Annotated in this window: 21 protein-coding genes and 1 pseudogene; 14 read left to right on the plus strand and 8 right to left on the minus strand. The window is 63.0% G+C overall.

Annotated elements, in window-relative coordinates:
• Positions 1-13: 13 nt before the first annotated feature.
• Both FHR23_RS13770 and FHR23_RS13775 read right to left on the minus strand, forming a co-directional pair.
• On the minus strand, positions 14-1,279 hold the full coding sequence (locus FHR23_RS13770) for a spinster family MFS transporter (protein ID WP_184005140.1): 1,266 nt from the start codon (positions 1,277-1,279) through the stop codon (positions 14-16).
• A 90-nt stretch (positions 1,280-1,369) separates the two neighbouring features.
• Positions 1,370-3,757, minus strand: a complete 2,388-nt coding sequence (locus FHR23_RS13775; protein ID WP_184005142.1) for a TonB-dependent receptor — start codon at positions 3,755-3,757, stop codon at positions 1,370-1,372.
• A gap of 113 nt (positions 3,758-3,870) precedes the next feature.
• On the opposite strand from FHR23_RS13775, the gene FHR23_RS13780 reads away from it, so the two are divergent.
• Complete coding sequence (locus tag FHR23_RS13780) at positions 3,871-4,512, plus strand: TetR/AcrR family transcriptional regulator (protein WP_184005144.1); 642 nt, start codon at positions 3,871-3,873, stop codon at positions 4,510-4,512.
• Positions 4,513-4,520: 8 nt separating this feature from the next.
• Here FHR23_RS13780 and FHR23_RS13785 read toward each other — a convergent pair whose 3' ends face one another.
• Together FHR23_RS13785 and tsaD are read right to left on the minus strand one after the other, a co-directional pair.
• Positions 4,521-5,498: an NAD(P)H-dependent glycerol-3-phosphate dehydrogenase gene (locus FHR23_RS13785; RefSeq protein WP_184005146.1), complete on the minus strand. Its 978-nt coding sequence runs from the start codon at positions 5,496-5,498 to the stop codon at positions 4,521-4,523.
• Complete coding sequence (tsaD, locus tag FHR23_RS13790) at positions 5,495-6,529, minus strand: tRNA (adenosine(37)-N6)-threonylcarbamoyltransferase complex transferase subunit TsaD (RefSeq protein WP_184005148.1); 1,035 nt, start codon at positions 6,527-6,529, stop codon at positions 5,495-5,497. The genes FHR23_RS13785 and tsaD overlap by 4 nt, the downstream gene beginning before the upstream one ends.
• Before the next feature lie 40 nt (positions 6,530-6,569).
• On the opposite strand from tsaD, the gene hemC reads away from it, so the two are divergent.
• The 8 genes and pseudogenes from hemC (at position 6,570) to FHR23_RS13830 (ending at position 13,762) form a co-directional block, all read left to right on the plus strand.
• On the plus strand, positions 6,570-7,487 hold the full coding sequence (hemC, locus tag FHR23_RS13795; protein ID WP_184005150.1) for a hydroxymethylbilane synthase: 918 nt from the start codon (positions 6,570-6,572) through the stop codon (positions 7,485-7,487).
• Positions 7,484-8,170 carry a uroporphyrinogen-III synthase gene (locus FHR23_RS13800; protein ID WP_184005153.1) on the plus strand — a complete coding sequence of 229 codons (687 nt, stop codon included), beginning with the start codon at positions 7,484-7,486 and terminating at the stop codon, positions 8,168-8,170. Before hemC ends, FHR23_RS13800 begins: the two co-directional genes overlap by 4 nt.
• A gap of 58 nt (positions 8,171-8,228) precedes the next feature.
• A complete protein-coding gene (locus FHR23_RS13805) occupies positions 8,229-9,113 on the plus strand; it encodes a hypothetical protein (protein WP_184005155.1) in 885 nt (294 codons plus the stop codon).
• A gap of 6 nt (positions 9,114-9,119) precedes the next feature.
• Positions 9,120-10,304, plus strand: coding sequence for an acyl-CoA dehydrogenase (locus FHR23_RS13810; protein ID WP_184005157.1), 1,185 nt, complete (start codon positions 9,120-9,122; stop codon positions 10,302-10,304).
• 10 nt (positions 10,305-10,314) lie between these two features.
• A complete protein-coding gene (locus tag FHR23_RS13815) occupies positions 10,315-11,430 on the plus strand; it encodes a CaiB/BaiF CoA transferase family protein (protein ID WP_184005158.1) in 1,116 nt (371 codons plus the stop codon).
• A 343-nt stretch (positions 11,431-11,773) separates the two neighbouring features.
• Positions 11,774-13,057, plus strand: a pseudogene (locus FHR23_RS13820) (integrase arm-type DNA-binding domain-containing protein).
• Positions 13,058-13,095: 38 nt separating this feature from the next.
• Positions 13,096-13,434: a type II toxin-antitoxin system RelE/ParE family toxin gene (locus FHR23_RS13825; protein WP_184005160.1), complete on the plus strand. Its 339-nt coding sequence runs from the start codon at positions 13,096-13,098 to the stop codon at positions 13,432-13,434.
• Positions 13,435-13,438: 4 nt separating this feature from the next.
• A complete protein-coding gene (locus FHR23_RS13830; RefSeq protein ID WP_184005162.1) occupies positions 13,439-13,762 on the plus strand; it encodes a helix-turn-helix domain-containing transcriptional regulator in 324 nt (107 codons plus the stop codon).
• 237 nt (positions 13,763-13,999) lie between these two features.
• On the opposite strand, the gene FHR23_RS16820 is transcribed toward FHR23_RS13830, so the two are convergent.
• Both FHR23_RS16820 and FHR23_RS13840 read right to left on the minus strand, forming a co-directional pair.
• Positions 14,000-14,179 carry a helix-turn-helix domain-containing protein gene (locus tag FHR23_RS16820; protein WP_221227541.1) on the minus strand — a complete coding sequence of 60 codons (180 nt, stop codon included), beginning with the start codon at positions 14,177-14,179 and terminating at the stop codon, positions 14,000-14,002.
• Positions 14,180-14,481: 302 nt separating this feature from the next.
• Positions 14,482-15,375 carry an AraC family transcriptional regulator gene (locus tag FHR23_RS13840; protein WP_184005164.1) on the minus strand — a complete coding sequence of 298 codons (894 nt, stop codon included), beginning with the start codon at positions 15,373-15,375 and terminating at the stop codon, positions 14,482-14,484.
• Positions 15,376-15,475: 100 nt separating this feature from the next.
• On the opposite strand from FHR23_RS13840, the gene FHR23_RS13845 reads away from it, so the two are divergent.
• The gene (locus tag FHR23_RS13845; RefSeq protein ID WP_184005166.1) at positions 15,476-16,594 is read left to right on the plus strand and encodes a zinc-binding alcohol dehydrogenase family protein; all 1,119 of its coding nucleotides are present in this window, start codon (positions 15,476-15,478) and stop codon (positions 16,592-16,594) included.
• A 193-nt stretch (positions 16,595-16,787) separates the two neighbouring features.
• On the opposite strand, the gene FHR23_RS13850 is transcribed toward FHR23_RS13845, so the two are convergent.
• On the minus strand, positions 16,788-17,186 hold the full coding sequence (locus tag FHR23_RS13850; RefSeq protein ID WP_184005168.1) for a VOC family protein: 399 nt from the start codon (positions 17,184-17,186) through the stop codon (positions 16,788-16,790).
• 88 nt (positions 17,187-17,274) lie between these two features.
• On the opposite strand from FHR23_RS13850, the gene FHR23_RS13855 reads away from it, so the two are divergent.
• Entirely contained in the window at positions 17,275-17,973 is a 699-nt protein-coding gene (locus tag FHR23_RS13855) for an HTH domain-containing protein (protein ID WP_184005170.1), read from the plus strand.
• Between the two features lie 155 nt (positions 17,974-18,128).
• On the opposite strand, the gene FHR23_RS13860 is transcribed toward FHR23_RS13855, so the two are convergent.
• Positions 18,129-18,593, minus strand: coding sequence for a MarR family winged helix-turn-helix transcriptional regulator (locus FHR23_RS13860; RefSeq protein ID WP_184005172.1), 465 nt, complete (start codon positions 18,591-18,593; stop codon positions 18,129-18,131).
• Positions 18,594-18,673: 80 nt separating this feature from the next.
• Between FHR23_RS13860 and FHR23_RS13865 the strand changes: the two genes are divergently transcribed.
• The 3 genes from FHR23_RS13865 (at position 18,674) to FHR23_RS13875 (ending at position 22,403) form a co-directional block, all read left to right on the plus strand.
• Positions 18,674-19,132, plus strand: coding sequence for a hypothetical protein (locus tag FHR23_RS13865; RefSeq protein WP_184005174.1), 459 nt, complete (start codon positions 18,674-18,676; stop codon positions 19,130-19,132).
• Between the two features lie 776 nt (positions 19,133-19,908).
• Positions 19,909-21,255, plus strand: coding sequence for a tyrosine-type recombinase/integrase (locus FHR23_RS13870; protein ID WP_184005176.1), 1,347 nt, complete (start codon positions 19,909-19,911; stop codon positions 21,253-21,255).
• 155 nt (positions 21,256-21,410) lie between these two features.
• Positions 21,411-22,403: an AAA family ATPase gene (locus tag FHR23_RS13875; protein ID WP_184005178.1), complete on the plus strand. Its 993-nt coding sequence runs from the start codon at positions 21,411-21,413 to the stop codon at positions 22,401-22,403.
• The last annotated feature ends 40 nt before the right edge of the window (positions 22,404-22,443 follow it).

The following is a 22,443-nucleotide window of genomic DNA, read 5'->3' on the forward strand; positions in this document are numbered from 1 at the left end:
CACCCGCGAACGATCAGACTTCAACCCAGTCGCGGCGCAACGGTTTGACCGCCAGCAGCATCAATAGCGCTGCGATCAGGTAAAAGCCGAGCGCAAGCATCGTCGCATAGCGTAGCGCGTTGTCACCATAGCGTGCCGTCATGGCGTCGGACATCGCGCCCATCACCCACGACCCGGCGCCCAGCCCGATCAGATTGTTGATGAACAGGAAACTGGCGGAAGCGGTGGCGCGCATATGCGGCGGCACCAGATTCTGCACCGCCGTCGTCACCGGGCCGAGCCACAGGATGTTGAGGCCGTTGGGGATCAGAAAGAAGAACCAGGCGAGCATGGGCGAGGTCGACCAGAGCGCCGCGCCGAACAGCGGCACCGTAATCAGCCATGCAACCGCAGGCAGCTTCGCATAATTTCCCCGGTCGCGCGGCCCCATCCGGTCGGCGAGCCAGCCGCCGCCGAACACGCCCAGCGTGCCGCCGATCAGCAGCAGCGATCCGACATATTGCGAGGTGGTGATGAGGTCGAAGCCGAAATGGCGGATGAGGACGGAGGGAATCCAGAAGGCGAGGCCATAGCCGCACATCGAACTGAACCCGGCGGCAAAGGACATCAGCCAGAAGCTGGGCTTTGCCGCAAGGATGGGAAATACGGCGGAGAGCGGTACGCGCGCTGGTGCCGACACGCCATCCGCCGCCGTCTCCCGTTTCGGTTCGCGGACAACCAGCCGAAAGATCGGGGCGATCACCACACCCGCCAGTCCGACTGCGATAAAGGCGACGCGCCAGTTGATATTCTGCGCGATATAGCCGCCGAGCAGCGCGCCGCCCGCCAGCCCCACCGGAATGCCCAGCGAATAGATAGCCAGCGCGCGGGCGCGGCTTTGCGGCGGGAAATAATCGGCGATGATCGCATAGGAGGGCGCGACGCCGCCCGCTTCCCCGACTCCGACGCCCAGCCGGAACAGAAAGAACTGCCAGAAGCCGGTCGCCAGCCCGCACAATGCCGTGAAACCGCTCCACACGGTCAGGCTGGCAGTGATGACCCAGCTGCGGCTGGTGCGGTCGGCGAGCAGCGCCAGCGGGATGCCCAGCGTCGAATAGAGCAGCGCAAAGGCAATGCCGCCAAGCGCCCCCAGTTGCGTGTCGCTCAGGCCCAGATCGAGCTTGATCGGCTGGGCAAGAATGCCGAGAATCTGCCGGTCGAGAAAGTTGAAGGTATAGACCAGCAACAACATCGCCAGCACCAGTGCGCGATAGCCCGGACTTGCCGTCTTTGCCTGCATGGTATCCCCTCCATATATATTGGGCCGACCGGCTTCCCCCTGCCGGCCGGCCCTGTTGTCTGATGCTAACAGGCTTTCAGCCCGCCGCCATCAGAACTTCGCGCCGAAGGTAACGAACACCTGACGCGGATTGCCGTAATAGGCGGTCAGTACGCCCTCCGCGCCCAGCGTCGGGATGTAATTGCCGCTGGCGTTGCGCAGGAAATTACCGGTGTCGGGATCCTGGGCCAGGAAGTTGTATCCCGACACGATATAGCGCTTGTCGGTCAGGTTGCGGCCGTGCACGCCGATCGAATAGCGGTCGTTGATATGCCAGACGATATTGGCGTTGAGCAGCGCATAGGCGGCCTGATCGAGCATCGGCGTGCGCAGTTCGAACTGCTGCGTGCTGCTGCGATAGGAAACCGTCGCACTGGCATCGACCGATCCCGCGCCGACCGGCGTCGAATAGCCCAGCGTGCCGCTGGCCGTCCATGCGGGCGTGTTCTGGAACGCGCGTTCACTGGCGACGTCGATCCCGCGGCTGTCGATGAACTGCTTGTATTTGGCGTCGATATAGCCGACCGACCAGGCGATGTTGAGCTGATCGCCCACGGTGCCCATGTCGCGCGCGGCGATCAGATTGCCTTCGAACTCGACGCCCTTGATCTTCGCCTTACCGGCATTGGTAGTGACGCCGATAAAGGTCTGCTGGCCGTTGATGACAGTGCCCACCGATCCGGGCACCTGCACATCGCGATAATCGGCGATGAAGCCGTCGAGAGCAAAGCGCAGACGCCGGTCGAACAGCGCCGCTTTATAGCCGACTTCATAGCTGTCGACCGTTTCGGGATCGAAGGTCATGAAGTTATAGACTTCGTTATAGCTGACGGTGCCGTCGCCATTGGTGTCGGGCGCTGCGGTGGAAACGCCACGCGGGTCGAACCCGCCGCCTTTGAAGCCCTTGGCATAGCTGATGTAGAAATTCTGGTCGGGCGTCGGCTTGAAGCTGAACGACGCACGCGGGGTGAACTCCTTGAACCCGCGCGTTCCCCGGAAGTTCGACTGGGTGAGGATCAGCGTGCCGCCACCGCCGAAATAGGGCGATCCGCCGCCGATATAGACACCGCGATTAATGTCGGACGTGCGGTTGTCCCAGGTATAGCGCCCGCCCAGCGACAGGCTGAATTTCGGTGTGAAATCATAGGTGAAGTCACCGAAGATCGCGACCGTATCGGTATCGACCTGCCCGAACGTCAGTGCCGTGACGGTGGCGGGCAGGCGCACGTCGAACACGGTGCGTGCGCTGGCGTCGAGATAATAGAGGCCGACCAGCCCGTTCAGCTTGCCGGTATCGACTAGCAACTGCACTTCCTGCGAAAACTGCTTGTTGTTGTAATAGGCGGGCACGTCGAGATCGACGGCGGGCAGCGCATCGAAATCGATCGGGGTGGCGCTGTCATCCTTGCGATAGGCCATGATCGAGCGGAAGGTCAGCCAGTCGGCGGGATGCGCCTCGGTCAGCCAGGTCACGCCCCAGGCCTTTACGTCCTGATGCGGATCGTTCAGCCCGCCACGGCTGTCATAGACATCGCTGAGCGGCGGAATCCCGCTGGCAAGGCTGGTAATCAGCCGATGGCCGCCGCGCGGATTGCTCATATCATGGGTATAGTCGCCCGAAACACGCATGAAGAGCGCGCTGCTCGGTTCGAATTCCAGCGTGCCGCGTGCGGCCCAGATATCCTTGTTGTAATTCTGCTGCCCGGTGGTGAGGTTCTTGCCGAACCCGTCGCGGCTCAGCCGTGCGACCGCGCCGCCGATCTTGAACGTACCGTCGCCGATCGGCGTACCCGCCGACACCACCAGATCGGCCTGATTATAGCTGCCATAGGTACCGCGAATGTTGAGCGTCGGCGTATCGCCCAGCCGCTTGGTCACATATTTGACGGCGCCGCCAATGGTGTTGCGGCCATAGAGCGTGCCCTGCGGTCCGCGCAGCACTTCGATCCGCTCGACATCGTAAATATCGAGCACCGCGGCCTGTGGCCGGTTGAGATAGACATCGTCGAGATAGACGCCGACACCGGGTTCGAAACCCGCGACCGGGTCCTGCTGGCCGACGCCGCGAATAAAGGCGGTCAGCGTCGAATTGGTGCCGCGCGATACTTCCAGCGTGACGTTGGGCGTGGTTTCGGAAAGATCGGTGACGTCGAGCGCGCCGGCCTGTTGCAGCGCCGCGCCGGTATAGGCGGTAACCGCAATCGGCACGTCGAGCAGCGTTTCGGCCCGACGCCGCGCGGTGACGATGATTTCGTTATCGCCCTGATCGACGCTGGCGGCAACGTCCGCCTGTTGCTGCGCCTGCCGTTCGGCGCCGGTTTGCGTCGTGGACTTGCTATTGGTGTCGGTCGATTGTGCATAAGCAGGCAGCGCGGATATTGCCAGAATGGCGGCGCTGGCCATCAGATACGGACGTGCATACAGATTCAGGCGAACCATGCGTAATTCCTCCCCTGTGAACCCCGTTTCAGCACGGGGTTGTGCGTTCTTGTCCGAAGCTATACTGAAACCTGAACCGGGTTTCAACTTCCGGATGTGGGGGGAGAGGATAAATGGCATCCGAGCGTGACCGGGATGCAACAGCACCCGTCTCTGCGGCAAGCAGCGGGAAGGAGCCCCGAACGGCGCGGGGGCGCCGGACGTTGCGCGCCATTCTGGATGCGGCAGCGGCGGAATTCGGCGAAAAAGGTTTTCACGAAGGCTCGATCAGCGGGATCACGCGCCGCGCCGGTGTCGCGCTGGGCAGCTTCTACACCTATTTCGATTCGAAGGACGATGTGTTCCGCGCACTCGTGCGCGATATGTCCGGGCAGGTGCGCGACCATGTCGCACCGGGCATCCGCTCCGCCCCCGATCAGCTTGCCGCCGAACGCGCGGGCCTGCTGCATTTCATTGAGTTCGTGCGCGATCACAAGGAAATCTATCGCATCATCGACGAAGCCGAATTCGTCGATCCCGAAAGTTTTCGGCTGCACTATGTTTCAACCGCCGAGCGTATTCAGGCGCGTATTCAGGCCGCCGCCGAACGCGGCGAGGTGCGCGACGGCATGTCGGAAGTCCATGCCTGGGCGATCATGGGCATGAACGTGTTTCTGGGGCTGCGCTACGGGGTATGGGACGATTCGATCACGCCTGACATAGTGGCGGATGCGGCCGCCGACCTGCTGACCAATGGCATCGGCCCGAAGGACTGAGCTGCCGACTATAGTCCCTCGTCGCGTAACGGACGATTGAGCAAGGCATCGACCACCGGTTCGACGCCTGCGCCTTCCAGCAACGCACAGACTGCGCGCGTGATCGGCATGTCGACGCCTGCCTCCAGAGCCGCCTCCCGCAGCACCGGCGCAGTCGCTGCGCCCTCGGCTACGGTACGACGATCCTCCAGCAGCTCGCGCGCCGATTTGCCCTGACCCAGCCCGACTCCCAGCGAGAAATTACGCGAACTGGTCGAGGAACAGGTCAGCACCAGATCGCCAAGGCCCGACAGCCCGGCAAGCGTTTCGGGACTTGCCCCCCGCGCCACACCAAAGCGGGTCATTTCGGCAAATCCCCGCGCGATCATCGCGGCGCGTGCATTCTGCCCGAACCCCGCGCCGTCGACCACGCCACAGGCGATGGCGAGCACATTCTTCACCGCACCGCCGATTTCGGCCCCGATGACGTCGGCCGAGCCATAAGGACGGAATGCCGGGCTTGCGAGGCGCATTACCAGCCGGTCGCGCAGTCCCTGATCCTCACATGCCAGCGTGACGGCGGTGGGCAGTCCTTTTGCGACCTCATGTGCGAAGGTCGGGCCGGACAGCACCGCGATCGGCGCGTCGGGACAGACTTCGCGTGCCACTTCGCTCATCAGCCTGCCGCCGCCCGCTTCGATCCCCTTGGCGCACAGCACCAGCGGAATTTCGCACACCGGCGCATTCGACAGCACATGGCGCAGATGCTGGGCAGGGGCCACGACCAGCAGCGCGTCGCAACTGCCCAGCACTTCCATGCTCGATGTTGCCGACACTGCGTTCGACAGGGGAATGCCGGGCAGGAAGATCGGGTTTTGATGCTGGCGGTTGATCGCGTCGGCGACTTCCTGCTCGCGCGCCCATAACAGCACCGGATCGTCGTCGCGCGCGGCGACCTGTGCCAGTGCGGTGCCCCAGGCACCGGCTCCGATAACGCCCAGTTTCATGCTTTCACTCCTGCTCCGCGCACGCGTTCCGCATCCGGATCGAGCGGCCAGCGCGCCCGCGCCGGGGTGTCGAGCGGATCGGTCAGCCCGGCGGCATGGCGTTCCACACCCGCCCAGGCGATCATCGCGGCATTGTCGGTACACAGCCATTGCGGCGGTGCGATAAAGGGCAGGCCGTGCGCACCCGCCAGTTGCTGTAACGCGCCGCGTACCGCGCCATTGGCTGCGACGCCGCCCGCGACGACCAGCGCAGTGACGCCGTCTACCCGATCCAGCGCACGGGTGGTGCGGTCGATCAGGCAATCGACCACCGCCTGCTGAAATGATGCGGCAATATCCTCAGGCCGGTATTTCCCGGCGTCGCGGGCGCGCAGCACCGCGCTTTTCAGCCCCGCAAAGGAAAAATGCGGTTCGCGCGATCCGACCAGCGGGCGCGGCAACGGCACGGCATCGGCATCGCCCTTCGCCGCTGTGCGTTCGACCGCAGGGCCGCCGGGAAATCCCAGGTCGAGCAGCTTCGCGGTCTTGTCGAATGCCTCACCCGCAGCATCGTCGATGGTGGTGGCAAGCCGACGATAACGACCGGCACCTTTGACCAGCAGCAACTGGCAATGCCCGCCCGATACCAGCAGCAGCAGATAAGGAAAGCGAAGCTCCGGATCGGCCAGACGCGGGCTGAGGGCATGGCCCTCCAGATGATTGACCGCGATCAGCGGCTTGCCGCTCGCCAGCGCCAGTGCCTTGCCGGTGACAAGACCGACCATCACCCCGCCGATCAGCCCCGGCCCGGCAGTCGCGGCGATGGCGTCAACCTGCGCCAGCGTCATATGCGCTTCGTCCAGTGTCGCCTCGACCAGCGGGGCCAGCATCTCGACATGCGCACGCGCGGCGATTTCGGGCACGACGCCGCCATAGGGCGCGTGATGCGCTTCCTGTCCCGCCAGCTTGTGGGCAAGGATACGGCGATCATGCGTTACCAGCGCAGCCGCGGTTTCGTCGCAGCTCGATTCAAGACCCAGAATGACGGTCATGGCTTCCATCTAGCCACTCACGGGGCTAGCACAAGCCGCGATGCCAAGACTTCGCCTCGGAACCCGCGGTTCGCCCCTCGCCCTCACCCAGGCCGCGATGGTGCGCGCCGCCCTGATCGAACGCCATGGCTGGGGCGTGGACGATATCGCCGTGACGGTCGTAAAGACCACCGGCGACAGGGTGCAGGACCGCGCCCTGGCTGAAATCGGCGGCAAGGCGCTGTGGACCAAGGAACTCGATCGCGCGCTGCTCGACGGCGACATCGATTGCGCGGTGCATTCGATGAAGGATGTTGAGACGATCCGGCCCGTCAGCATCGCCCTTGCCGCCATGTTGCCGCGTGCCGATGTGCGCGACCGGATCATCGGCGCGGAATCGGTTGCGGCGCTGCGTGAAGGTGCGGTCGTCGGTACCAGCAGCCCACGCCGCGCCGCGCAGTTACAGCACCGTCGTCCGGACCTGAAAACCGTGCTGTTTCGCGGCAATGTCGATACCCGGCTGGCGAAGCTGCGGGCAGGAGAGGCGGATGCGACGCTGCTCGCTTCAGCGGGGCTGGAGCGGCTGGAACGCCATGACGTCGGTACGGTGATTCCGCTGGAGGAGATGCTGCCCGCCCCGTCGCAGGGCGCGGTGGGGATAGAGGTACGCGCAGACGATGCCGCGACCCGCTCGCTACTCGCGGCGATTGATGACGCGCCGACCAGCGCCTGTGTGCGGGCGGAGCGTGCGCTGCTGGCGGCACTGGGCGCGGATTGCCAGTCGCCGGTTGCAGCACTGGCCGTGCCCGATGGAGAGCGGCTGTGGCTGCGCGCGGAACTGTATAGCGAGGACGGTGCGGAGCGTATCGGGGGTGAAGCGCGCGGCGCGATGGGCGATCCCGACTTTCCCGCGCGGCTTGCCGCCGACCTGCTCGACCGTGCCGTGCCCGCCATCCGCCGCCTGTTCGCCGGGCCATGATGCCGCGGCTGGCAGTGTTGCGGCCCGAACCCGGAAATGCGGTGACCATGGCGCGCGTGCAGGCGACGGGCATGGCGGCACTGTCGCTTCCCTTGTTCGCTGTGCGCTCGCTGGAATGGGATGCACCCGACCCGACCACATTCGATGCGCTGATCCTGACCAGCGCCAATGCGGTGCGCCATGCGGGTGGGCAGTTGGATGCGTTGCGCACCCTGCCGGTCTATGCGGTCGGGACCGCCACTGCCGATGCCGCACGCACTGCCGGCTTGCGCGTGGAAGCGACCGGCCACCGGGATGCCGACGCCCTGCTCGCCATGGCCGAGGCGCAAGGCGTGCGCCGTGCATTGCATCTCGCCGGACGCGAGCATCGGCTGCGGGCCGGGGGTGTGGTGGCGTCCGTTCTCCCCATCTACGCCGCGGACGTGCTGGAGGTGTCGGAGAAAGACGCCATGACGCTGATCGATACCATCGCGCTTCTTCATTCGCCCCGTGCTGGCAACCGGCTTGCCGATATCGTCACCGCGCATCGTCTGGACCGCACCCGAATTGCGCTTGCCGCGATCAGCGCGGCCGCCGCCCAGGCCGCAGGGAAGGGGTGGCGCACCGTCACGATAGCGTCCGAACCGACCGATGCTGCACTCATCGCTGCCGCAGCACAGATTGACCCCGCGTCCCGACCCTAGGATAAGGGCGACGATGAACGGTAAGGACCAGCGTAGCAGCGGCCGAAGCGGCACGTCCATGCGGACGATGCTGATTGCGGTGGCAATCGCCTTTTGCGTCGGCGTCGCGGCGATGGCGTCTGGCTATTATCTGTGGACCGGCGGCTGGCAGGCGCGCAGCGTACAGCCTGCGCCGTCGCATGACACCACCGCCGCCGCCCAGACGCCGGAGCCGCTCAACCCGCCATCGGAAGATGTGGCGACGCTCAACAGCCTGGCGACCCGCGAAGCAGTGCTCGCCAACCAGATGGCGGCGCTCGAACAGCGGCTGTCCAATGTCGATTCGAACAGCCGGGTTGCGTCGACCTTCGCCACGCGCGCGGAAGGGCTGATGGTTGCCTTCGCCTCTCGCCGCGCGATCGACCGCGGGCTGCCGCTGACCTATCTCGAAGGACAGTTGCGCGAACGCTTCGCCGCGACGCAGCCGCGGGCGGTGGCGATCGTCATTACCGCCGCGCATAATCCGGTCACGCTGGAGGATCTGCGGCTCGCGCTCGAAACCATCGGGCCGAACCTGCTGCGCAAGGAGGGCGCGCGCGGCTGGTGGAGCAGTGTGCGGCGTGAGTTGAGCCAATTGGTGATCATCCGCCATTCCTCGACCCCCGACCCGCGTGCCGGTGAGCGGCTGCAGCGCGCGAAGCGGATGCTCGATGCCGGGAATGTTCAGGGTTCGCTGGGTGAAGTGATGCAGATGCCCGGCGCGAACGAGGCGACAAGCTGGATTCGCGCGGCCCGTCGCTATATTCTGGCGCGCAAGGCCCTGGACGCGATCGAGGCGACTGCGCTGGAGGGACCGGAGGTGGTGCAATCGCCTCAGCCTGCGCCGCAGAACCAGAGCGCACCCGCCACCGGTGCGCCATCCGCCACCACCGACACGACAACGAACCCACAACCACAGGATTGAGAGGATATGGCAGGCATGGCCCGCTTCGACTGGCGCGACCCGCTGGGGCTGGAGGCACAGCTCAGCGAAGAAGAACGCATGGTGCGCGATACCGCGCACGGATTTGCGCGCACGCAATTGCTGCCGCGCGTGACGCGGGCGTTCATGGATGAAACCGTCGACCGCGACATTTTCACGCAAATGGGGGAGCTTGGCCTGTTGGGGCCGACCATTCCCACCGAATATGGCGGCGCGGGTCTGGGCTATGTCAGCTATGGCCTGATCGCGCGCGAGGTGGAGGCCGTGGATTCGGGCTATCGTTCGATGATGAGCGTGCAGTCGAGCCTCGTCATGCACCCGATCCATGCCTATGGCAGTGAGGAGCAGCGCCGCAAATATCTGCCCAAACTGGCGAGTGGCGAATGGGTCGGCTGTTTCGGCCTGACCGAGCCGGAGGCAGGCTCCGACCCCGGTGGAATGCGCACCCGCGCTGAAAAGATCGACGGCGGCTATCGCCTGACGGGTTCGAAAATGTGGATCAGCAATGCGCCGATCGCCGATGTCTTCGTCATCTGGGCGAAATCGGACGCGCATGACGGCAAGATTCGCGGCTTCGTCCTTGAAAAGGGGATGAAGGGCCTGTCCGCGCCGACGATCGAGGGCAAGCTCAGCCTGCGTACCTCGGTCACCGGTGAGGTGGTGATGGACGGGGTGGAAGTGGGCGAGGATGCGCTGCTTCCCGATGTCGAGGGGCTGAAGGGGCCGTTCGGATGCCTTAACCGCGCGCGTTTCGGCATTGCCTGGGGCAGCATGGGGGCCGCGGAATTCTGTATGCAGGCCGCGCGCGACTATACGCTCGACCGCAAGCAGTTCGGTCGCCCGCTGGCGAGCAACCAGCTCATCCAGATCAAGCTGGCCGATATGGAAACCGAAATCGCGTTGGGGTTGCAGGCATGTCTGCGCGCCGGGCGGATGTTCGATGAAGGCGCGCTGGCGCCCGAAGCCATCTCGATCCTGAAGCGCAACAATTGCGGCAAGGCGCTCGATATCGCCCGCGTCGCGCGCGACATGCATGGCGGCAACGGCATCGCGGCGGAATTCCACGTCATCCGCCACGCGATCAACCTGGAAACCGTCAACACCTATGAAGGCACGCATGACGTGCACGGCCTGATCCTCGGCCGTGCGATCACCGGCATCGCGGCGTTCTGATCGACGGGGCATGAAACCGCTTGCGGGTATCCGGGTCGTCGAACTGGCGCGCATTCTGGCCGGACCATGGTGCGGCCAGCTGCTCGCCGATCTCGGCGCGGAAGTCATCAAGGTCGAGCGCCCCGGCGCGGGCGACGATACCCGCTATTGGGGGCCGCCCTTCCTGCACAATGCCGACGGCAATGATCTCGACGCCGCTTATTTCCACGCCGCCAATCGTGGTAAGACCAACCGGGCGATCGATATCACCACTACCGAGGGACAGGCGGCGGTCCGTGAACTGGTGCGCGACGCCGATGTGGTGATCGAGAATTTCAAGGTCGGCGGGCTGGCGAAATACGGCCTCGACCATGCCGGGCTGAGCGCCGTCAATCCGCGCATCGTCACCTGTTCGATCACCGGGTTCGGCCAGACCGGTCCCTATGCCCGCCGCGCGGGCTATGACTTCATCATTCAGGGGATGGGCGGCATCATGTCGCTGACCGGGGAGCCGGACGGCGCGCCGCAGAAATCGGGCGTGGCGTTCGCCGATATCTTTACCGGTGTCTATTCGGCGGTGGCGATTCTGGCGGCACTGCGGCGGCGCGATGTCGAAGGGGTGGGCGCGCATATCGACATGGCGCTGCTAGATACGCAGGTCGCGGTGCTCGCCAATCAGGCGCTGAACTGGATGGCGAGCGGACAAGTACCGCATCGCATGGGCAACGGGCACAGCAATCTGGTGCCCTATCAGGCGTTTGCCGCATCCGACGGCGCGCTCATCATTGCGGTCGGCAACGATGCGCAATTTCGCAAGCTCTGTGCGATCCTCGACCTCGATCTGGCGAGCGATCCGCGCTTCGCCACCAATCCGGCGCGCGTTGCCAACCGCGATACGCTGATCCCCTTGCTGGAGCAGGCGATCGAGCCGCTGCGCAAGGCCGACCTCGCCGCCGCGCTGGAGGCGGAGGGCGTGCCTGCCGGTCCGATCAACACTGTCGCGGAAGTCTTCGCCGATCCGCAGGTAACCGCACGCGGCATGCAGATCGCCCCTGGCGGCCTGCCCGGCGTCGCCAGTCCCATCGTGATCGACGGCGAACGCATGGTATCGGACCGTCCCAGCCCGCCCCGCGCCGCCAACGACTGATTGCAGCCGGGAACAGATTCCGTCTTAATAGCGTCGTAGTGGAGTGACGGATGGCGGCAAGCGGCGACTGGGGCACGCATCGCCTTTTAGGAAATGGATTGTGTTTCCGCAGAAACTGGAGCGGGCGAAGGGATTCGAACCCTCGACCCCAACCTTGGCAATTCGATTTAACCGGTTACGACAGAATACGCCAATATACGATTTAGTACGCTATTTCAAATAGATATTGCCAACACTGCTACGACGACATAACCTCTAATCCGCCACTAAACGACCGATTTTTATTACGTTGTTATTACTTTTCGGTCTCGCGGAGCACGCGTAATAAATTGGAGGAGGTTCCATGGCGCAGGCAAAGCTGACGAAGCGCACGCTCGATGCCCTCACCGCACCCGAGACCGGTCAGACATTCGTATGGGATACCGAGATCAAGGGCTTCGGGGTCCGGATAGGCGCTGCCGGCACCAAGACCTTCGTCATCCAATATATGAACACCGAGGGCCGAATCCGCCGCGTTAAGCTGGGCCGCTTTGGCGTGCTGACGGTGGATCAAGCTCGCGATCTCGCGAAGATCAAACTCGGTGCGGTGGCATCCGGGGAAGACCCGGCCGAAGACGCGCGCCGCGCCCGCAACGAGATGAATGTCTCTGAGCTGTGCGAATGGTAGCTGACAGAGGCGCGCGCGGGCAGAATCCTTGGTCGCCGAAATCGGCCGATCAAGGAGTCATCGCTTGCGATGGATGAGAGCCGGATTCGGACCCATATCAACCCGCTGATCGGCAAGCGCATCGCCCGGCATCTGACGATTGCCGATGTCGAGGCGATGCAGGACGATGTGGCGAAGGGAAAAACTGGAAAGCCTCGCACCGGCGAGCGCGGCGGCAAGGCGACCGGCGGTCGCGGAGTCGCTGCGCGCTGCCTGACCACGATCCAGGCGATCCTCGGGCATGCAAAGCACAAAGGCCTACTCGCCGAGCATCCGACCAAGGGCGCCAAGAAGCTCGCCGGAAACAAGCGGACAAGACGCCTCAGCGTCGCTGAGATCGAGACGCTGGGCAAGGCGATGGTCTATGCGGAACAGCAAGGCGTCAGCCCGACCGGGATCGCTGTAATCAGGCTGCTGCTTCTGACCGGCTATCGCCGCGAAGAAGGGCAAGCCATGCAGCGCGAATGGGTCAATCCGATGGGCGGGTTCGTCGCCTTCCCGGACACCAAGACCGGCGAGCAAGTCCGGGCGATCGGGCCGGAAGCGATCAAGGTGATCGTGGCGCAACCCCAGATCGTCGGCAATCCCTATGTGTTTGCGGCAACGACGGGCGATGGCCCCTTCACGGCTGTCAGCGCTTGCCTGCAGCGCGTTTGCGGGTATGCTGGGATCAAGGGTGTCACGCCCCACGTGCTGCGGCACACCTTTGCCAGCATCGCTGCCGAGCTCGGCTTCTCCGAACTGACGATCCGCGCAATGCTCGGACATGCCTCGCAGAATGTGACGCAGGATTACATTCACGTCGATGAAGCGTTGAAGCTAGCGGTACGACGCACGTCCGACGAGATCACCAAGCTGCTCGCCCAGGGCGCCGCCAAGCTCGACCGCCTTCGCCTTGTGGCTGACAGCGATGAAGGGTAGACAAATGGTAACATATACGTTACTTTAAAGGCTGTGAGTTGATCGTACAGGAGTATATCCGCAAGGATGGGTCCTGTCCGTTCCGATCCTGGTTCAATGATCTCGATTCTCAGGCCGGGGCCAAGGTTGCGACGGCGATTGTCAGGCTGGAACTGGACAATCTGTCGAACGTCAAATGGATCGGCGCCGGGCTCGGAGAATATCGGATCAATTGGGGACCGGGCTATCGGCTCTATCTGGCGCAGGACGGGAATGAACTGATCATCCTGTTCGTCGGCGGAACGAAGAAGCGGCAGCAGGCCGATATCAACGAGGCTGCTGCATTATTGAGCGAGTATAAAGGCCGCAAGGCGACTGCAAAGAAGGCCAGGAAATAGCGACATGGTGCTGACACGGGATTTCAAGGAAACGGTAAAGGAGCGCGCAGCGCGCGATCCCACTTTCGCCAAGGCCATGCTCGACGAAGCTGCGACGGCCTTCCTCAACGGCGAACCGCATGTCGCCCGGTTGATCCTACGTGACCTAGTGAACGCATCGGTCGGTTTTGAAGCGCTGGCCGCCGAGACCAACCGGCCAAGCAAGAGCCTGCACCGGATGCTGTCGGAAAAGGGCAACCCGAGTATGGACAATCTCGCGGCCATTTTTGGAGCAGTGCGCAAGTGCCTTGGCGTTGCGATCGAGGCACATGCGGTGGAGGCTGCCTGACCCAGGCGCCAGCGGCCCCAGAAAATCGGCTATCAGAAAGCCACCGCCCTGATAAGTATCATCGCCCTCGTTGCCAAGCGACTGACTTTGCTTCGAGCCGGCGCGACGGGTGTCGGCCGATAACCTGTTCCCGACGGGGCAACCGCTCGGCATCAAGAGCTATTCCCAGCTCGTCCTTGCGGGGGTCGACGAGGTCGGCCAGGCGGTCGATGAGGCCGAACACCACCAGAATATCGCTCAGCGTACCGACGCCGACGCCGGGATCCCCTTCTCCAGGCGCGCTATGGCGCTTGGCGGCGTGCCCGCGCGCACGGCCAGATCGGCAACGGAAATGCCTCTGCGCAAACGTGCGCTGCGCAGATCCCTGCCAAGCCGCCTAAGGGCCCTGCCTGATTTGGGCGAGCCCATCACAATCATCCATATATGACACGAAATAGCTCTCTATTGTTCATATATGATGAGTTATCCTTTCAATCAAGCGAAGCAGTCTTCAGCTTGTCCTATCCAATCAATGGACATGAATTTCAAACGCTTTCTGGGCTAACCTAACCTAGAGCGCAGTTGATCGCAGCAAGCGCATCGACAAGTTACGCGCGTCATCGCTTCCCGCGCAATGTTCTTGAAATCTTTGCATCGAATACCATCAAGTCAAAGAAGTTACTTTATCCGGCACTTTTGCTTGCCCGCTTTTTGAGCGGGCTACCCGTTTTGTCAGCCCCTCAAGCGAAGCGTCGTGGCGAACAGCCCATCGCCTTTTTGAAGGCGGTGCTGAACGACGCTTCCGACGAATAGCCGACCGAATAGGCGATCTCTGCCACGCGCTGCTGCGAATGGCGCAACGCGTCGGCTGCAAGCTCCATGCGCCAGCGCGTCACGAATGACATTGGCGGCATCCCGACGATCGCCTGGAAGCGAACCGCGAAGGCCGTGCGTGACATGCCTGCGGCTGCCGCCATGGTTCGCACGCTCCAGCGCTCGGCGGGAGCCGACTGGACAGCCGCGATTGCCGCGCCGACTCGTGGATCGGCCAGGCCGGTCAGCCAGCCTTTCGGTCCTCCACCGCTGTCTGCGAGATGCCGTCGCAGCGCTTCGACCAGGATCAGGTGCGCCAGATGCTCCACCGTCAGGTCACCACCTGGGCGCGGGTTGCGCAGTTCGGCCATGATGCGGTCGAGCGACCAGCGCAGCGTCGCGCGCGCATCGTCCTCGCGGATGTGGACGATCGGCGGCAGACAGGTCAGCACCATGCCGGCGTCGCGCCGGTCAAAGCCGAAATGGCCGGCATAAAGGAAGCAGTCGCCGCCCCCATTGTAAGTAGCGACGCCGCCGTTCGGGCGTCCTGCGAACAGCTGGTCCGCATCGATCGCTGGAAGTGCAGGATCGCTGGCGAGGCGAAAGGCGCGACCGCTCGGCAGGATTACGCAATCGCCGGCGACGAGGCGTACCGGTGCTGCTTCGTCGAGCACCAGCCAGCAACCGCCGTCGAGCACCGCATAGCAGAACAGGCCGTCATGCGCAGCGACGCGTACCGCAATCTGGCCGCCGACGTCGGCAGCGCCCGTTTTCAGGTAACGCGGTCGCAGCAGCGCAAGCGCGTGGGAGAGTGGGTCCATGATTCTGAACGATCGCGAAAGTTTCTAGCGCCCGTGAGTATAGATGGTTCTGATAGGCAGCGCTAGGTCAGCGGCAATAGCAACCGAGCGGGATGTGACGATGCCAACCAACCAAGCCATGTGGCTGCCGGCCAAGGGCGCGCGCCTGCAACTGGCCGCAGCACCTATGCCGATTGCAGGGCCAGGCCAGATCGTCGTGCGCGCGGCCGCCATAGCGATCAATCCGGTGGACTGGATCGTGCAGCGCATGGGAGGCCTTGGCTTTCCCTGGCTGCGCTACCCGATGGTGCTCGGCTGGGACGTTGTCGGCGAGGTGACGGCCATCGGCGAGGACGTCACACAGATCGCGGTCGGCGACCGCGTGGTGGGCCTGGCGGTGGGCCAGGACAAGGCAGTCAACGATTCGGCCGAAGGCGGCTTCCAGCATTACGTCCGGCTGCGCGAGAGCATGACTGCACCGATCCCGCCGACGCTATCGTGGGAGCAGGCCGCCGTTCTGCCGCTCGGCATCGCGACCGCCGCTTGTGCGCTGTTCCAGAAGCAGCATCTCGCGTTAGCGCACCCCTCCGCCCCACCATCGCCGATCGGCAAGACAGTGCTGATTTGGGGCGCATCGACCAGCGTGGGCAGCAACGCGGTTCAGCTTGCCGTGGCTGCGGGCTATGAGGTGATCGCAACCGCATCGCCGCGCAATCACGCCTTTGTGCAGCAGCTCGGCGCGGAAGCGGTGTATGATTACCGCAGCCCAACCGTTGTCCGCGATCTCGTCGAGGCGATGAACGGGCGAGAACTTGCCGGCGCGGTGGCGATCGGGGCCGGCTCGGCACTGCCATGCGTCGCCGTCGCTGGTGGTTGCGCAGGCGACAAGGCGGTGGCGATGGTGAGCCCGCCGGTGTCGTTCGACCAGGCACCCCTTAGCAAGGGTCGGACCACCTACCTCCTCAGGACGATGCCGCGCGTCGTCGTTGGCATGCTGGCGACCATCCTGCGTGCCCGCGGGCGGGGCGTTCGCACCGGGTTCGTCAACGGCGTAACGCTGCTGCATGATGAAGTCGGCCCCATGATCTTCAACGAGTTCCTGCCGGCCGCGCTGACCTCGGGGCGACTCAGGCCAGCGCCAAACCCTCAGATCGCGGGCCATGGCCTTTCCGCCATCCCCGACGCGCTAGATCGGCAGCGGCGAGGTGTATCCAACGGCAAGATCGTTGTGACGCTTTGATCAACCGGCCGTTTGCGTAGCGCCTCATCCTGCCGAACAGACCTGCTTGGTTGGATTGTGTTGAAAAACTCGAGCTTGCGGTTGCGTGGTTATCGTTTTCCCATGCCGGATTCGTGAGATTGCAGTCCAGAAAGCATCGATGATTCCACTTTCACGCTACGAGCTTCCGGCGGACCTTCGCGGGGGTGTCCGCCTATCGCGACTGGAAGCGTGCCTTCGCCGCTTCCGTGAAAGGGGTGAAGACGCTGACCGGCGAACCTTCGGGATCGCGAACCTGAAAGGTGCGGTTGCCCCATGGGAGCAGCTTGGGTTCATGCACCAGCTCGCCCGTGCCTTTCACACGATCAAAGACGACATCGACATCCTCAACCATAAACTCCAGAATGGCAGTTCGGTTTGCGCCGGGCTGCGCGCTTCCTTCAGCGAACACCGTCACCGTTTCCGCGCTGCCGATTGCAAGCGTCGCGCCCGCAGTGACAATTTCGGCAAATTGCGGCGCGAGCCAGTCGGCGGTCTGTCCGGTGACCAGTTCATAGAAGCCGACCATAGCGTTGATGTCCGCAGCGATCAGGCGGACGGAAGCGAATTTCATGAATATGTCCTGCGCAGGAGGGGTTGAACGTGGAGGCCGTATAGCGCAGCACTGCTGACACCGTGGTGTCAGCAGGAGTCACCAGCCCGTGCGCAGAGCCGACCGCCTCTTTCAGATTATCCAGATCATGCGCCGATCGACGCGTCCGGTGACCGGTGCTGCTCTGGCTGCCGAGTTGGAGGTTTCGACGCGAACCGTGTACCGCGATGTCGCGGACCTCGTCGCGCAGCGCGTGCCAATCACGGGGGAAGCCGGTTTGGGCTATGTGCTGGCGGCCGAATACGACATGCCTCCACTCATGCTCACGCAGGTGGAACTGGAAGCCATTGTTCTGGGTGCGCAATGGGTTGCCCAGCGCGGTGACGTCATCCTGTCGCCCGCTGCGACGGATGTTCTGGCAAAGATCGCAACGGCCATTCCTGCGCGGCTCCAGCCATTCGTCACGGCACCGAGTACCGCCGCGCTGCCGCGCCTCGAACCGGTAATTGAGGCGGTGGACCCGGCAACATTCAGAGATGCGATCCGCTCGCGACGGAAACTGTGCCTCATCTACTGCGCCGAAAACGGTGACAAGACCGAGCGGACGATCTGGCCGGTCGTTCTCGGTTATTCTGAGGCCACGCGCGTGCTGATTGGATGGTGCGAAGCGCGGCAGGGATTTCGGCATTTCCGCACCGATCGAATGATGGCTGCCGAAGTCCTGGATCAGCCCATCCCGCAATCAAGGGCCGAACTGCATCGCAATTGGCAGGCATGGCGAACCGCCGAGCTTGCCGGGAGGAAGTAGAAAGCTGTCCCGCGCTATCATCATTGTCGAGACGGCAGCTATCGGTAGCTTGGACCCGGTACCCGCCTGACCGCTTTCCACCCAGTCGATGACGAACTGGCCGACCAATCTAGCGGCCTAAACTGGTCGTTCGATGATCGGTAGATTGAAAGACGCTATGCCGGAGCGGGTGTTTCGAGCTTGATGCGCAGTGCCGCCAGGACGCGCTGTGCTGCCCGGATATCCTCGGCAGGCAGTCCCTCCGCCAATGCCTCGACAAGCGGATTATAGAGGCTGATCGCGGCCTCGTAGGTCTGCTGCCCCTTGGGGGTAAGGACAACAAGCTGTGCCCGCTTGTGATGCGGGTTGAGCTCGAACGACACTAGTCCTTCTTTCTCAAGGTCGTTCACGATCCGCTGCACGTTCTGCCGGTTCGCCCCGAGATCGCGCGCCAGCCAGGCCACCGGCTGAGGCCGGTCGGCCTGAACGATCGCACCCAGGATCTGCCAGCGGGCGCTCGTGAGGCCGAGCGGCGACACGATGCGGTCGCCCCATGCGAGGGTGGCATTGTTGGTCCCGAACATGGTCAGGATCAGTTCGGTCAACGCTTCTGCTTTCGACTGTCCGCTCGAACGCGGCATATGGCACCTTCTATTTATATTGACATCATCATGTCAAATATGCTTCATGGTTTCAATATCACGACCAAGGACGCGTGACCATGAAAAAGCTGATTCATCCCATAGCGGGCGCGATCGCGCTGCTGACGATAGCGACCTTCTGGCTTTCGACGGCGCTCAGCGAAGCGGCCGGTTCGAAGGAGGCGATCGTGGCCGTCAAGACGGCGATCCCGTGGGGCTTCCTCCTGCTCGTGCCCGCTCTTGCCGCTACGGGCGGAACGGGTTTTTCCCTGGCAAGGGGGCGGAAGGTGGGACTGGTCGCCGCCAAGCTGAAGCGCATGCCGTTCATCGCCGCCAACGGATTGCTGGTGCTCATCCCATGCGCGCTGTTCCTCGCCTCGAAGGCCAAAGCGGGGGAGTTCGATATGGCGTTCTACGGGGTGCAGGCGCTCGAACTGATCGCGGGTGCGGTAAACCTGATCCTCCTCTGCCTTAACATGCGCGACGGGTTGAGAATGACCGGGCGGTTGAAAGTCCGGACAACAAGCGCGCAGCGGTGAATTCTGCTTATTTGCTTAAAGACGTCCTCGATCCTCCTCGGCCCATTTCCCATCAGGATCGTCGCGAAACCACCCGCTCTCGGCCTTCGGGCGGCGTGGTAATCCATTTTTGAACCTGCTGATCTCTTTGGCTCATTAACGGAGGGCAGCTTTCAACGACCTGATTGGGGTGTACGAACGTCTGCTAAGTTCGCGTTCTTTGCCACAGATAAGAGGGCGCTCAAATCGGGTGCTGTCACTCGGTCGCACAATCACTAACGCGCGCGCTGTCTTCTCTTCACCGTCGATTGTCTCCAGCCGGCCGAGCCATTGTCTACAACCGATGGGTTACCCGCACGTGGCGAAAAAGCGGTCGAGCGCCGCTAGGGATCGGGCGCAACCTTCGCCAACCAACGCTGTAAGGAACCCATTCTTGGCTATTTTCTGGAGACATTATGGAGACAACAGGCATTGCCGAGAGCATTGTCTCCAACGACGAAGCGGCCCGGAGGCCGCTAATTCGCTGATTTTCTTAGGAAAACTGGAGCGGGCGAAGGGATTCGAACCCTCGACCCCAACCTTGGCAAGGCCATTTCGGCGCGTTTCCGATCATACTCGGCACTGCGAAGAGATGCGAATAATACCTTATTTATAACGGCTTGTGTGATATTTGAGCATCGCATATATATCCGATTGCCGCCGATCAAACGATTTCAGGTGGATACTAATTGGATACGAGGCTTTAAGCTTGGGTACGAAACGTCGTTGCCCTAGACAGTCGGCCAAAGGAGTTTGCGATGTCCGACCCCCAGCGGCTGACGAAGAAGATGATCGTGGATGCGCGGCCGGTGCCCGGCAAGGTATCGTTCCTGTGGGACGGGGAGCTTCGCGGCTTTGGTTGCAAGATTGAGGGCGCCGGCACAAAATCCTTCATCCTTCAGTACCGGAACTCCGAGAAGCGAAAGCGCCGCATCGTCCTGGGCCGCTTTGGGGTCATGACCATCGAGCAGGCCCGTGACGAAGCGCGTATAAAGCTGGGCGATGTTGCTCGCGGCCTGGATCCTGCCGAGGAGAAGCGGGCTGCGCGGGATGGCCTTACGGTCGGCCAGCTATGCGATTGGTATCTGACTGAAGCGGCATCGGGACGCCTGCTAGGACGCAAACGAATGCCGATAAAGGCATCGACGCTCGGCATGGATCGAAGCCGTATCGAAACGCATATTCGTCCGCTGATAGGCCGGCGCAAGGTCGCGGCGGTGCGTCTTCCCGACATTGAGACGATGCAGCACGATATCGCCACCGGGAAAACGGCCAAGCCAAGGGGCGATGGCCGGGGCGGTGTGACACGAGGCGGCAGAGGCGTCGCAGCGCGATCGGTAACGACGCTGCACAGCATATTTGCGCATGCCAAGCGAGCGGGCCTGATCGACGCCAACCCCGCGTTGGGCGTCCGCAAGTTTCCGGACAACAAGAAAACACGCAGGCTGAGCACGGACGAGTTGCGGGCACTGGGTCAGGCACTGCGTGATGTAGCTGAGATCGAGCATCCGATTGGAATCGCCATCGTTCGGTTGCTTGCGCTCAGCGGTCTGCGATTGAACGAGGCTCAAGGCGTCGAGCGCAAGTGGGTCGCGAGCGAAGGCTATATTGCATTCGGGGACACGAAGACGGGGGCACAGATCCGCGTTATCGGCAGTCCGGCGCTAAAGCTCCTGCGCGAGCAACCCATTCACGAAGGAAGCCCCTATGTGTTCCCATCCGATGGAGGAACGTCGCACTTCGTCGCTGCGGACGGCGTGTTCGGTCGCATCTGCCAAAGGCTCGGTTGGGGCGATGTAACAGCCCATACGCTGCGGCACACCTTCGGTAGCATCGCTGGCGAGATGGGCTATTCCGAGCTGACGATCGCGGCGATGCTTGGCCATGCCGCTGGCACTGTCACCGGCCGCTATGTGCATATCGACGAAGCGGTCAAATCAGCGATCGAGCGTGTTTCGACAGCGATCGCACTTTTGCTGGATAACCATGCCGAGGAAAAGAGTCAGACGGCTAATATCTTCTCGATAGCTGCCCCCACACTGCTGACCACGGGCGGTACACGATGGGGCGCGACCGTCTGCGTGCAACAGAGCCGAGCAGGCTAAGCCATGACCGCAAACTATCCGATCGCACTCGCGGGCGACTGCGCAGCAATCAATTGTGGCGCGATTAACGCGATTCCGTTAGAGAGGACGAAGGGGGAACAGGCCCGCTTCGCGCTCGGGCTGCGCTCTGGAATCTGGGAATGAAAGGAGCGCTGATGTCGACAAAGCAGATCGTCGCGCTCCTTAGTTCGCATGTCGAAGGGGATCAGGAGCAGTTCCTGTCGATCGCGCTGCAAATCGCAGCGCAGCAGGCGCGACAAGGTAATGAGGAAGATGCCAACCGACTGAAGCGGCTGGTGCAGAGGGCTCGCGAGCGGACCGCCGGCGCGCCTTCGGGCCAGACGCCAATACCGCTCGCCCGGCCGCGTGGTGAGTTGCAGGGACTGGTCGAAAGCGTCTATCCGAAGATCAAGCTCGACAGCATGGTCCTCGCCGACGAGGTGCTGTCACGCCTGCAGCGGGTCGTGCGCGAGCAGGCCGAGCGGACGACGCTGCGCGACCATGGCCAGATCCCGGCCACGCATCTGCTGTTGGTCGGACCGCCGGGAACCGGCAAGACCATGACGGCGTCAGCGATCGCAGGTGAACTGCGACTGCCGTTGTTTACCGTGCGTCTCGATGCCCTGTTCAGCCGCTTTTTTGGCGAGACCGCCGGCAAGCTTCGCCTGCTTTTCGATCAAATCGCTCAAATGCGCGGCGTCTATCTACTTGACGAATTCGATGCGATTGGCGCGCGGCGCGGTGATCCCAATGATGTCGGCGAGATCCGCCGCGTGCTGAATTCGGTGCTATCCTTCATGGAGGAACCCAACGCCACCGACAGCATCGTGATCGCCGCCACCAACCATGTCGAGATCCTCGACAAGGCGCTTGCGCGCCGGTTCGATGAGGTCATTGAATATGCGCCGCCGGATAGCGATGCGGCGCGCAAGATCCTGACCCGCCGGATGGGCAAGCTGCGGCTGACCGCCAAGGCCTGGTCGTCGATCGTGCCGCTGACCGAGGGTCTGAGCCAGGGCGAACTGGTGCGGGCGGCAGACTCGGTCGTCAAAGATGCCATTCTCGAGGGTGCGACCAGCATCGCTCCGGATAACCTGAGGCGTGCGCTTCAGGATCGCCAGTCGTTCCAGCGGCGCTTCCATCGCTAGAAAGACATCAGAACCACAGCGAGGAATGTCGACTTTTACC

This window comes from Stakelama sediminis (assembly GCF_014199335.1).
GTDB lineage: Bacteria > Pseudomonadota > Alphaproteobacteria > Sphingomonadales > Sphingomonadaceae > Sphingomonas > Sphingomonas sediminis.